The organism is Streptosporangium sp. NPDC002524 (genome assembly GCF_040295985.1).
GTDB lineage: Bacteria > Actinomycetota > Actinomycetes > Streptosporangiales > Streptosporangiaceae > Streptosporangium.
In genome coordinates this window covers 48,310-60,110 of sequence record NZ_JBEOWK010000027.1, presented here as the reverse complement: position 1 = coordinate 60,110, position 11,801 = coordinate 48,310, and the positions used below count along the sequence as shown (strand labels likewise).

The 11,801-nt window shown below is 69.7% G+C and carries 13 protein-coding genes; 7 read left to right on the top strand and 6 right to left on the bottom strand.

Going from position 1 to position 11,801, the window contains the following annotated elements; genetic code table 11:
- Nucleotides 1–961: 961 nt before the first annotated feature.
- The 4 genes from ABT053_RS35040 to ABT053_RS35025 all read left to right on the top strand — a co-directional run bounded on the left by ABT053_RS35040 (nt 962) and on the right by ABT053_RS35025 (nt 3,017).
- Nucleotides 962–1,117, top strand: a complete 156-nt coding sequence (locus ABT053_RS35040) for a cupin domain-containing protein (protein ID WP_350975095.1) — start codon at nt 962–964, stop codon at nt 1,115–1,117.
- A gap of 12 nt (nt 1,118–1,129) precedes the next feature.
- Complete coding sequence (locus ABT053_RS35035) at nt 1,130–2,152, top strand: zinc-dependent alcohol dehydrogenase family protein (RefSeq protein ID WP_350975093.1); 1,023 nt, start codon at nt 1,130–1,132, stop codon at nt 2,150–2,152.
- 125 nt (nt 2,153–2,277) lie between these two features.
- The gene (locus tag ABT053_RS35030) at nt 2,278–2,436 is read left to right on the top strand and encodes a hypothetical protein (RefSeq protein ID WP_350975091.1); all 159 of its coding nucleotides are present in this window, start codon (nt 2,278–2,280) and stop codon (nt 2,434–2,436) included.
- Nucleotides 2,437–2,576: 140 nt separating this feature from the next.
- Nucleotides 2,577–3,017 carry a hypothetical protein gene (locus ABT053_RS35025; protein ID WP_350975090.1) on the top strand — a complete coding sequence of 147 codons (441 nt, stop codon included), beginning with the start codon at nt 2,577–2,579 and terminating at the stop codon, nt 3,015–3,017.
- Nucleotides 3,018–3,309: 292 nt separating this feature from the next.
- On the opposite strand, the gene ABT053_RS35020 is transcribed toward ABT053_RS35025, so the two are convergent.
- Nucleotides 3,310–3,693 (bottom strand): helix-turn-helix domain-containing protein, encoded by a 384-nt coding sequence (locus ABT053_RS35020; RefSeq protein WP_350975089.1) that lies wholly within the window; start codon nt 3,691–3,693, stop codon nt 3,310–3,312.
- A gap of 228 nt (nt 3,694–3,921) precedes the next feature.
- Nucleotides 3,922–4,581, bottom strand: coding sequence for a class I SAM-dependent methyltransferase (locus tag ABT053_RS35015; protein ID WP_350975087.1), 660 nt, complete (start codon nt 4,579–4,581; stop codon nt 3,922–3,924).
- A 313-nt stretch (nt 4,582–4,894) separates the two neighbouring features.
- On the opposite strand from ABT053_RS35015, the gene ABT053_RS35010 reads away from it, so the two are divergent.
- Nucleotides 4,895–5,524: a hypothetical protein gene (locus ABT053_RS35010; RefSeq protein WP_350975085.1), complete on the top strand. Its 630-nt coding sequence runs from the start codon at nt 4,895–4,897 to the stop codon at nt 5,522–5,524.
- Nucleotides 5,525–5,535: 11 nt separating this feature from the next.
- Here the strand turns inward: ABT053_RS35010 and ABT053_RS35005 are convergent, their stop codons facing one another.
- From ABT053_RS35005 to ABT053_RS34990, 4 genes are all read right to left on the bottom strand, one after another.
- Entirely contained in the window at nt 5,536–7,668 is a 2,133-nt protein-coding gene (locus ABT053_RS35005) for a B12-binding domain-containing radical SAM protein (protein WP_350975084.1), read from the bottom strand.
- Between the two features lie 93 nt (nt 7,669–7,761).
- Nucleotides 7,762–8,589, bottom strand: a complete 828-nt coding sequence (locus ABT053_RS35000; RefSeq protein ID WP_350975082.1) for an endonuclease/exonuclease/phosphatase family protein — start codon at nt 8,587–8,589, stop codon at nt 7,762–7,764.
- Nucleotides 8,586–9,695 carry an aldo/keto reductase gene (locus tag ABT053_RS34995; RefSeq protein WP_350975080.1) on the bottom strand — a complete coding sequence of 370 codons (1,110 nt, stop codon included), beginning with the start codon at nt 9,693–9,695 and terminating at the stop codon, nt 8,586–8,588. Before ABT053_RS34995 ends, ABT053_RS35000 begins: the two co-directional genes overlap by 4 nt.
- A 241-nt stretch (nt 9,696–9,936) precedes the next feature.
- The gene (locus ABT053_RS34990; protein WP_350975078.1) at nt 9,937–10,383 is read right to left on the bottom strand and encodes a hypothetical protein; all 447 of its coding nucleotides are present in this window, start codon (nt 10,381–10,383) and stop codon (nt 9,937–9,939) included.
- Nucleotides 10,384–10,627: 244 nt separating this feature from the next.
- On the opposite strand from ABT053_RS34990, the gene ABT053_RS34985 reads away from it, so the two are divergent.
- Complete coding sequence (locus ABT053_RS34985; RefSeq protein ID WP_350975077.1) at nt 10,628–11,290, top strand: XRE family transcriptional regulator; 663 nt, start codon at nt 10,628–10,630, stop codon at nt 11,288–11,290.
- Nucleotides 11,287–11,781: an NUDIX domain-containing protein gene (locus tag ABT053_RS34980; RefSeq protein WP_350975076.1), complete on the top strand. Its 495-nt coding sequence runs from the start codon at nt 11,287–11,289 to the stop codon at nt 11,779–11,781. The genes ABT053_RS34985 and ABT053_RS34980 overlap by 4 nt, the downstream gene beginning before the upstream one ends.
- Nucleotides 11,782–11,801 lie beyond the last annotated feature (20 nt).

The window sequence follows — 11,801 nt, the reverse complement described above, 5'->3', positions numbered from 1 at the left end:
GCGCGGCGGACCCGTGGCCGCCGACGTCGGTCCACGGAGCGCGGTCGCCCAAGCGGTGCTGGGCTGGGCGGCGCGGGGCAGGGCAGGGCAGGGCGGGGCAGGGCGGGACGGCGCGGGACAGGGCGGCGCGGGGCTCCGCGACGTCTCCGCGCTCGAAGGTGGGCGCGCCCTGGGCCACCGCGCTGTACGGCACCGCGGCGGCCGGCACTTTCCGGTGAGGAATTTCCGCCGGTCACGAGCCCGGCAAGCGTTCGCCACGTTTATCGCGGCCGAAACATCGCTACGGATATTGTCCGAATTACGGGTCACCGTGGTCGCCCGAGCGGCAATGATCAGGGAGGACGTCGGAAGTACGGCGAGAACCGCCGACCGGATGCGCATAAGGGTCTGCCGATACCCATAGAGGGGATGGGCCTCCATTTAAACGATCCCGAGAAAGGAAGGGAAGAGCACTTGCCGTTGATTACGTTAAATGATGATTGACTCATAATTATGGCCTTAAAGGGCTTTTGAGAAGTAGGTCATCCCCTGGGGTGTTTAGTAGGTGATGGGGTGATCACACCTCGGCATCGAACCGGGACAGGGCTTGGTGGGGTGTGTCCTGCCAGGGGAGGCGGGAAGCGGGGTCGAGGGTGGCAGCCCGGCTCGCAAGCAGGCACAGAGCTGTATCGGGTGCGGCGGTGTAGACGGCCGAGTTCAGCCGGGGACCGGCGCGCGGATCCGTCGCCTCGCGGTCGAGCGTGAGGTCGCGACCGGCGGCCCGCCCGGTAAAGGAACGCCGTGGCGCGGGTCATCTTCTGTCGAAGGCGCAATGGCCGCCCCGCGACAGGAAACAGGGCGACTGAGGAGCGGCCGCCGCCACGCGGCTGAGGAGGATCGTCGAAGAGGGGTCCAGGATGCAGCCGATCACCCGGCCGCCCACCGGCGAGGCCCCGGCCGGGATGTTCACCGGGGACGTCCGGTGGATGTGATCTACCGGGGCGAGAAGCACCGGCACGGCACGGCCCCCGATCGCTTCATGGCCCGCCCGGCGCCGCGGGAGGGCGGCGGAACCACCTGGCCGGAGCACGTCGGCGACGCCCGGTACGGGGCCGCGCGCACCATCGCCCCTTCCTGAAAGGAGATCCACATGCGTGGAGTAGTGCTGCACGCCCCCGGCGACGTACGCGTCGAGGAACGGCCGGATCCGGTGATCGCCGAGCCCACGGACGCGATCATCCGCGTGACGGCGGCCTGCGTGTGCGGGTCGGACCTGTGGCCCTATCGGGGCGTGGAAGAACTCGACGGGCCGGCCCCGATGGGGCACGAGTACGTCGGAGTCGTGGAGGAGGTCGGCGGCGAGGTCACCACGATCGAGCCGGGCCAGTTCGTGGTCGGCTCGTTCTGGGCCTCGGACAACACCTGCGAGATCTGCCGGTCGGGCTACCAGAGCGGGTGCGTCCACCGGGTGCCGATGGGGTCGATCGGCACGCAGGCCGAACGGGCCCGGATCCCGCTGGCCGACGGCACGCTGGTCGCCACCCCCGGCATGCCGGACGCGGACCTGATCCCGAGCCTGCTCACCGCCTCCGACGTGCTGGGCACCGGCTGGTTCGGCGCCGTCGCCGCCCAGGCTCGGCCGGGAGGGACGGTGGCCGTGATCGGTGACGGCGCGGTCGGGTTGTGCGCGGTGCTGGCCGCCAGACGGCTCGGCGCCGAGCGCGTCATCGCGATGAGCCGGCACGCGCCGCGCCAGGAACTCGCCCGCCGGTTCGGCGCCACCGACATCGTCACCGAGCGCGGCGACGAGGGCGTGGCCAGGATCAAAGAGCTGACCGACGGCCTCGGCGCGCACAGCGTCGTGGAGGCGGTCGGCACCCAGGAATCGATGACGCAGGCCATCGGCTCCACCCGCCCCGGCGGGCACCTGGGCTTCGTCGGCGTCTCCCACGACGTCTCCCTGCCGGGTGACGAGTTGTTCTTCTCCCTGGTCCACCTGCACGGCGGGCCCGCGCCCGTGCGCGAGTACCTGCCCGAGCTGATCGAGCTGATCTGTAACCGCGAGATCGACCCGGGCGAGGTCTTCGACCTGACCCTCCCGCTGGCGCAGGCGGCCGAGGCATACCGGGCCATGGACGAGCGCCGCGCCGTCAAGGTGCTCCTGCAGCCGTAACCGAATTCGGCGGTGGCCTCGGCGAGGACGTCGAGCAGACACCGGCGTGGTCCGACGCGGACGAGCGCCTCGAGTCGTTCGTCGGCCAGGAACTCCGCGAGGTCGCTCTGCTCGAGTGGCGTCCGTTGTCGCGTCATGACGTGGCGGGCGGCACCATCGCTGTGGAGTTCGTCCTCGGCACGGGCCGCTTCCACATCGCCAACGCCCTCGATGAGAACGGCATCGATGTCGGCGATCCCCATCCGAACTTCGTACGGCACCGGCTGGGCCGGGGCGCGGCCTGACCAGGCCGGCCTCCGGTTGATCTCGACGACCGCAGGGTCCCCGTGCTCTGGCCGGTGAATGTCCTCCGGCTGTCCTCGATCGGCACCGCGGAACGCGCGACGGTTGGCATAGGCAATCCCGGTTTCAGAGAGGATCCAACATGCGCACTTGGCGGAAACTGTCGAAGCTCGCGGCCGCGGCCACGGTGGCCGGAGGTCTCGCGTTCACCGGAACGCCGTCGGCGGCCGCCGACGAGCGTTCGGCCTTGGAGAACGCCGCCCTGCTCACCTGCGGCAGCGGCGTGTTCCTTGACGGCCTCCGGGCCCTCGCGATCAGCGAGAGCGGCCGTGACGAGGTGTTCCTCACGAGCAACGGCGTGAAGATCTGGCCGGCCGGCGCGGCTTACGTGTCGGTGGCCGCGGGCCAGCGGGTCGAGGTCGACAAGTGCGTCCCCGTCGGCGCCCAGCTGCGCCTCATGGAGTACGACGACCTCGACCCCAACGACACCATCGGCGGCCAGACCATCGGCGGGGACGTGACCCGGGACTACGAGTTCTGCTGCGGCGGTGGCGGCCGCTACCGGATCGGGGCCGTCGCCTGATCCGCCGTTCCCGTCGTTCTCGCGTGGCACCCCTCCGGCCTGCTTCGGCAGGCCGGAGGGGTGCCACGCCCGGACATGGCCCGGCTCTCACAGAACCGGGCCATGTCCGGGAGCACGAAGAGTGGGCACCGTCGCACGCGGCTCCCCCGGGGCCTCATCGCGCGCCTCCGGGTGCAGGGCCCTCCAGGTGCGGGGGTCTCCGGGTGCGGGGGTCTCCGGGTGGTATGCGAGGCAGCGCCATCGCGAGTGCCGCGTCTTTAAACACGGCTGCTGCGCGAGCACGAAACCGTGATCAATCATCCCCGTCCACGGCGACACGGCCCGCGGCCACACCCGGGTCGTGCGGGACGAACCCGGGCCACCGGCATCCGGCCGCCCAGCCGCCCCAGGAGGTGCCGCACCCCCCAGGCTGCGGCGCCGCCCCGGCCTCGGGAGGTGCCACACCTCGGTCCGTACCCTGGTCCGCCGACTGGTCCGCAGCTTGGTCCGCCGCGAGTATCGCGCGTTCCTCCTCGTTCAGTTCCAGCGCTTCGCCCACCAGCCGTAACGACGTGCTGCGAACGCGTGGCAGGCTGCCGCCCTCCATCCGCCGGATGGTCCGGACGCTGAGCCCGGAACGCTCGGCCAGCTCTTCCTGGGTGAGCAGGGCCCGTTCCCGCCAGCGTCGCAGCACCACACCCGACGCTCCCCGATCTTCCCTTCGCCCCTCGGTCATGTCCTTCCCGCCTTCGTCCTCGGCCTGGTCTCCGGAGGGCGCGGCCCTCTCCCCGGCACTCTCCCCGACCGGCCCGGCACCCACATCCGTTGCCCGGCCGACTCCGCGCTACATCACCGGATGTAGCAATAGAGGTCCGGCACTCGCAGGGGTGCCGCCAAGAGACGTGCCACCGGCCGTGGCGAACCACTACGCGAAGGCGACGACGGCGTACCGCTCGTCCTGGATGGGCCGACCCCACAGTCTGGAGTCGGGGAGCGGCTCGACACGCAACGTCTCGACCAGCGGGCGCAGCACCCGCACGAGCCGCTCGGCCTCGACCCCGCCCATCCACGGCATCGCCTCCGCCTCCGCCGCGTACGGCCGGTCCTCGCCCGGCTCGGCGCTCGCCCAGCGCCCCTCGACGAGCACCAGACGCCCTCCGGGGCGCAGCAGGCCGACCCACCGGCGCAACGCCTCCCGCGGATCGGGCAGGGTCCACAGCAGGTGACGGGAGAGGATCACGTCGAAGGACGTCCCGGCCCGCGCGGGCGGGTCGCTCGCGTCACCCACCATCATCACGGCGTCGAAACCGGCCTCCGTGAGCTTGCGCCGAGCCTGCTCGACCATGAGCGGCGCGAGATCCACCCCGACCGGCCGGTGCCCCTGCCCGGCGAGCACCAGGGACAACGAGCCGGTGCCGCACCCCAGGTCCAGGACGTCGGCGGGCGCGTCGGGCATCCACGACCGCAGGCGCTCCGCCCATGCGGTCCTGACCTCCGGATCACGAAGGCCGTGGTCGGCCTCCTCGTCGAAGGAAGCGGCGAAGGCATCCCAGAACGACGCGATCGAAACACTGTTCTCCGGCATCGGCCGATCATGGCATCCGGCACCGACAAGAACGCGCGCCGCACCGGAGGCCCCTTCGTCCGCCGGGTGACCTCGGCCTCCGGCATCGTCTCGACCGGGCCGTGACACTGCGTCCGATGCGTCCGATGCCCACGACCCCAGCGGCCCGGCAACTGGTGAGTGCCCCCTCTCCTCGGGAATCGACGGCGTCGAGCCTGGCCTGATGCCGTCGCATGACCTGCCAAGCTCTTTGACCGGCCCCGTCAGCACCGCCTGAGGGCGGGAATCCGGAAACTCCCGAGATTCGTGATGCCGGTGTTACTACGCTGGCTTGATGACCGATCAAACGATCTCCGCAGGTGGGTCGGCGACGAGCCTCGATCTGGAGGCCATCATGGCCGCGGGGTGGGCCGTCCCCGAGTCCTTCACCGCCGAGGAGTTCCGCCGGGCCAAAGCGTTCTGGCAGGCGCGCCGCGCTGAGGATGAGCGACTCCTGCGGGTCCGTGCCACGGCGGCCCACCTTGTCGAGTCCTGGACGGGGCACACGCCACGCGACGTCGGCTCCTTCGGGATCCAGCTCAACCTGGAGACCAGCGATCTGGACCTGGGGATCGGTTACCCGGTCGCCGGTCGCGAGGGCCTGATGGCGGCGCTCACCCCGCACGCGGCATTCAAGGGCGAGCGCTACACCCGTTTCACCACCACCCGGCTGGTCTTCTCCTTCGAGGTCGACGGTGTCGAGATCGACCTGTCGGCGCTGACCGAAGAGGACTTCGCGGTCGCGTGCCGCATGCTCGACGAGATCGACACCGGCATGAGCCGGGAGGAGCGGATCGCCCACACCTGGGTCAAACATCTCCTGCGCGCCACCGGCCGGACGCGGGAGTACGCGGCCTGGAAGCTGTCCACGTACTCCCGCTACTGCCCCGAATTCAACTGGGTGCCGATCTCCGAGCCCGCCTGACCCACAGCGGGTCAGGTCCCACACGGATCAGCCGCGTTGATCGATGCCCAGCCTGTCGTGGCCGCCCACCGGCTGTGCTCGCGGACGAGCCGGTCGGCGGCCCGCGGCGGCAGCGCCGCGACGACCCCCGGCACTGTGACGGCCATGCGACTGCGCAGCACCTCGACATGCTCGTCCAACATGGCGTCCAGCCGGGTGATGAGCTGCCTCAGCCGCGATGGTTCGGTGTGCTCGTCGATGAGATCGATCATGGCGGTGAAGACGGCGTACGCGGCGTCCTTGATGACGACCCGGGCCACGCGGACCTCACGGCGCGGCTCACCGTCCAGCACCTTCTCCAGGGACTTCAGCGTATAGTCCAGCGCGAAGTGCCGGTCGACCCACAGCTGCGCCCGCTCGGAGCAGATGCCGATGCGCGGATCGGCGAAACGAGCTTCGAGGCGTCCCATCGACGGGCGAACTTCCCCGGCCAGGCCTGCGGTTTGGATCATGCGAGTGTAGGCGGCGCCGACCAGCGGCTCCATCGACACCAGCATGTAGGAGATGCCGGTGTAGAACGACTGTCCAGTGCTGTGCTCGACGACGAACGCCGGGTCGCGGACGCCGTCGACGATCTCCTCGGCGCTCAGGTGTGGCAGCGGACGCAGCAGCAGATCCGTTCGCCTCTGGAAGGCGTGTGTGGCGCGCAGCTCTTCCGTGCTCATCAGCTGGTCGAACGTGATGTAGGTGAACCTGGTGGGCACGCCGAGCGCCGACAGGGTGCGGATCGCCACCGCGTTCTGCTCGCCGGTGGTCTCTTTGTTGAACCTCCGCAGGATGGAGGTGACGCCGGACTCCACCCCGAACAGCATGCGGCGCAGCCCGTCGCGGACGAGGGCCCGCCACATCTCGGCCCGCGCGATGTGCCAGGCCCGGTCGTGGCCGGGGTGGACGATCTGGTCGATGCGACACGACGACTCCCATTTGAAGCCCGCTTTGGCGATTTCGGCGGCGACGGCCAAGGCCCGCGGGACGGCGTCGTCGCCGCGTCCGATGGCCTCCTCGTCCACCAGGTACAGGGTGCGGGAGATCTCGGGGTGGCGGGCGAACTCCTCCTTCAGCGCGTCCAGCATCCACGGCAGTCGCTCGGGTGCGCCGCCCGCCCACATTCCTTTGTGTCCGCGCGGGCAGAACGAGCACTGGCTGGTGCAGCCGCGACTCGTCTCCAGCTGCATCACCCCCTGATGGGCGAACGTGGCCTGCAGCAGGTCCAGCTCGGGGAAGAAGTCGTCGGCGTCACGGTTGGGCACGGCCGCGGTGCGGCGTCGGCCGACGGCCATCGCGCCGCCGCGTGCCGCGCCGACGTAGCCGATGCCGTGGACCTGGTCGCGCTCAAGGTCGCCGTGCCAGTGCGCGATGACGTCGCGCATGGTCGGCTCTCCGGCGGCGCGGGCGACGAGCAGCTGCGGGTAGCGCTCCAGCAGCAGCGCCTCGTTGCGGACGGTCAGGCTGCCGCCGACGAGGATCAGCGGCACCTTGCCCTGGACGGCGTCCAGTAGGCGGATCATCAAGTCGTGCTGGCCGAACGTCGCGCTGATGCCGAGGATGTCGGGCTGCTTGGTGCCGACCGCGCTGATGATGTCGTCCATGGTGATGCCAAGCTGCATGTCCATCAGGTCGACCCGGCCTGACAGAGTGGAGCGGGCTGCACGGGCCAGGTCGGAAACAGCGAGAGGGAAACGCGGCAGCGGGAAGTGTTCGGGCCGGTAGAGGGCGGCGAGCAGGATACGGGGCCGGGTCAGCCGGGTCACGGCGGCCGGGGCCAGGAGGGCATGGCTGATCCACGCGGCGGGGGTGTCCAGATGCACGTGCTGGGTGGCCCAGTCAGGCCAGGCGCGTGTCTCGTGCGGCTGCCCGGACAGGTCGGCCAGCAGCCACGCGCCGGGCCGGCCGGTGCTGACGGCGAGCAGCCGCCGCTCCAGCGTCCCGGTGAGCACCACGTTACGACCGGGCAGGAGGCCGGCGATGGCGTCGCGCAGCGCGTTGGGCTGGCTGCGGGGAATGTCGTGGATCACCTGCTGCTGGGCGGGGGGCAGTGGGGTGAACCTGAGTCGGCCGATGGCCTCCAGGAGCAGGCTGTGGCCGGCGCCGATGATGGGGGGCATGCGAAGCCTCCGTACGTGAGATACGTGAATGAGGGCATGACGAACCCGCCCTGTGGCGCCGCAGGGGCGCTCAGGGCTGCGCGGTGAAAGGGGTTAGAGGGTGCCGGTGGGCAGAGTGACGATCGCGGTCATCGCCGCGTGATCGCTGAGCCCCGAGATGCGGGGCTCATGCACGTAGCGGCAGTCGGCGATCGCGTCGACCGGGGAGCTGAAGATGTGGTCGAAGCGGTAGCCGGCGCCGCTGCGGCGCCCGTACCAGGAATGATCGACCAGTTCGGGGTGGTGGTGGCGGAACGCGTCGCCGTATCCGGCGGCGGCGAACGCGTCGTAGAAGCCGTACTCCCACCTGCCGAACACCGCATGATGCGGCTGATGACCCCGCTCGACGACGTTGAGGTCTCCGGCGATGACGATCGGGCCGGTTACCGCGAGGTCGTCGGCCAGGGCGGGCAGCAGTTCCGCCACCGCGTCCTGAAACAGGCGTTTGTCGACGTTGCGCCGCTCCTGGGGGCCGCGGGAGGGCACGTACAGGCCCACCACTCCGACGCTGGATCCGTCGTCGAGGTGGACGCGGATGGCGCCGCACCGGTGCGGCAGATAGCCGGGACGGATCCGCGGGACCGGTTCCTGTTTGCCGATGCGGGAGGCGACGACCGTCAGATAGTCCGCGCCGCCGTCGTCGCCCAGATGCACGGTGAACCCGTGCTCGCCCAGCGCTTGGGTGATGGCGTGCGCTCCAGGCGTGACCTCGGTCAGCACGACGACGTCGGCGTCCTGGGCGGCGAGCCAGTCGGCTTGCCTCCGGGACCGGGCGAGGTTGGCGTGCTGCACGTTGAACGTCAGGATGCGCACCTGGTCGGGGCGGGCGTGGTGCTCCCCCGGCCGCAGGAGGCTGAGCTGCCGGCGGTCGTCTCCACTCATTGGCGTGCCTTCACCGTCTCGTCGGTGAAGACCTCCCCCTGGGCGTCGAGGCGGGCCTGCACCTGCCCCATGATCGTGCGAGCTTGGTCGATCACCTCGGGGTGTGGGGGCGCGCCCAGCGCGGACAGGTTCATCGCCACTTGCTCCGCAGTGGTGAACCCGACCAGCACAGCCGCCTGTTCACAGCGATCCAGGCACGCCCACAGGGCGATGTGGATCAGGTCTTCGCGACGCCACCCGACCAGGCCGCGCAGCTCGTTCAGCCCTTCGGCGATGATCTCGGCCGCCGCGGGGGTGAACCACCGTTTGCGCGAGCGGTGGTCGCCGGGGCCGAACAGCGGCATGGCGGCCGGGTCGTAGGCGCCGGTCAGCAGGCCCTGCGCCAGCGGCTTGTTGATCAGCACGCCGACCTGGTGCTGCCGGGCGAACGCGAAGATGCCCTCGGAACGGGCTGCCGGGGACAGCAGGTGGTCGCGGACCGCGAGCAGGTCCGGGCGCACCGTGTCGAACACCGTCCGAAACCGGGCGATCTTGTCGCTGCGCTGGTCGGCGACGACGGTGAGGCGGTCTCGGGCGAACCGGTGAGGACCCCGCATACCTACCACGCGGATCAGCCCTTCGCGCTGGAAGGAACGCATCGCCTCCACTGCGGGCTCCAGCCACCGCTCCCCCTCACCGAAATCGGAATGGTGCAGGAAGTAGGCGTCGAGGTAGCCGGTACGCAGGTTGTCCAGGGTCTGCTCAAGCTGGCGGCGCATGTGCCGGGAGTCGAAGCCGTGCGGCGCGGTACCGGCGAAGTAGCCGACTTTGGACACCAGCACGATCTCCTCGCGCGGTACCTGCGCGACAAGGTCGCCGAGCAGCCGTTCGGAGCGGCCGTGCCCGTAGACGTCGGCGGTGTCGAACAGGCGGGCTCCCATCTGCCACGCGGTCTCCAGGCCCGTGGCGGCCGCCTCCGGTGAGGCGCCGGTGGACCAGCCCATCGGCAGGCCGAGATTTTCGGCCGGTCCGCCGATGCCCCAGCAGCCGATGCCGACAGCGGGCACGGTGATGCCGCAACGGCCGAGGGTGCGCTGCGGAAGAGAACCAGGAGCCGATGTCGTCACAGGAATTCTCCTTCGTGTGCGGCACCGGTGGTGCCTCGTAGTAGCAGATCTCCTTCACCACGGCCAGGCGGGCCGCGCGGGTCCGCCGCGACTCAGTGTGGGGGGTGGGAACGATCACACAGGCCACTTCCGCGTCGTGCCGGGTACTCGTGGCGAGCGCCACTGCGATCAGCGGGTGAACCACGACCGTCTAGTCGGCGCCAGGGGGATCGGCACGTCGGCCGGCAGCGCCTCAGCGGACTCAGGGGGTAGCTTGACGTGCTCGGATGGTGGAGGACTCGCCATCGAGGCTCAGGACGTACGCGATCCGGGCGGCTGCCGCGTCGATGTCGGCTGCGTCGGCGAGACGCTCCATTTCGTCGGATCTGCCTGGACCGATAGAACGGTCCCCCTGCCACCACCAGTACCAGGCCAGGCGGACCGGTTCACCTTCCGGCTGCGGCGTCTGGCGGTCCTTCACGAGAACCACCAACTGAGACAGCCCGGTGAAGAACGCTCGGGCCATCACCTGCTCTTCGGGTCCTGCCTGGCTGTGGTCGGGTGACCGGGAGAAGAGCAGGATCGCGGAGGCGACCCGCTTAACGGTCAGACCGCGCTTCTGGGCGGCTTCAACGAGTTGTGTGATGAGTACCGCAGGGTCAGGGGGAGCCTGTGAAGCGTCGGCGTCCTGCAACTGTGGAGATGTCATGTGTCGGCTTCCGTGAGTGATGCCTCAGTCGCGCAAGGGTGATCCTCGCTCGGTGTTCTCTCAGGGTGACGGTGGGTAACCGGACAGCGCATCGACACTGCCAGACATCTGCCGACAACTATCTGCGAAATAGACGTCGGAAGTTGTCGAAAGATGGCAACATGGCGGTGTGGTCAACGAACGCCTTCGCCGAGCGCTTCACCGCGCGGGACACGACATCGCGAGCCTCGCGGAGGCCGCTGAAGTGTCGACCAAAACCGTCGAGCGCTGGCTGAGCGGCGAGTCGGTGCCCTACCCGAAGACGCGTTACCGCGTGGCCGCGATTCTTCGGGAAGAGGGAAGTTACCTCTGGCCCGACACGGTCAACGGCGCCTCCCTGGCCGGTGCCGAGCTCGTGGCCACCTACCCGCGGCGCAGCGACGTCCCCCGGCACCTGTGGACCGAACTGCTGCGCGGTGCCGAGCGCACTGTCGACCTGCTCGCGTACGCGGGCCTGTTCCTCACCGAGGAGCACCCCGCTTGGATGCCCACCCTCATCGCCAAGGCGAACGCGGGTGCCCGTGTAAGGCTGCTCCTGGGAGATCCCAAGGGCAAGCAGCTCGGGTACCGCGACGCCGAGCACCGCATCGGGGGCGGCGTCGCCGGGCGGGTCGCGGCGGTGATGGCCCACTACACGCAGAACATGCCTCCCCTGGTGGAGATCCGCCTGCACGACACTCCGCTGTACAACTCCATCTACCGATTTGACGACGAGATGCTGGTCAACGTCCACGTCTACGGGATCCTGGCGGCGTACACACCAACGCTGCACATTCGCCGCATCGACGGCGCCTACTACAACACGTACTTGGAGTCCTACGAACGGGTATGGGCGGGTGCACGGCCCGTCGAGGAGGATGACCTGTGAGCAAGCGCAGCCGCCGGATCGACCACTGGCAGGACCCGGACGCTCCCAAGCCGACGAGCCGCAAGCCGTCGGCGAGCGTGTTCGTCCGCAACGACGAAGGCGCCGTGCTGCTGCTGAAGCGCACCGACAACGACCTGTGGACCATCCCCACGGGCGGCCTCAAGAAAGGCGAGACCGTCGCGCAGTGCGCCGTCCGCGAATGCGAGGAGGAGACCGGCCTGAAAGTCGAGATCACCGGCCTCGTCGGCGTCTTCTCCTCTCCGGACCACGTGATCGTCTACATGCACAAGGACAAGGTCGACGAGGTACGGCAACCGGTCAACGTCTGCCTGCGGGCCCGCGTGGTCGGAGGCACGATAGCGCCGGACACCCGCGAAGCACGGGAGGTGCGCTGGGTGACCCCCACCGACCTGGACGATCATCCCGTCCATCCCGCCCTGTGGCGCCGTATCGAGATCGGTCTGAGCGATCAGGCACCGTACGTGGAATAGCCGGTCGGCGCGTCCTCCAC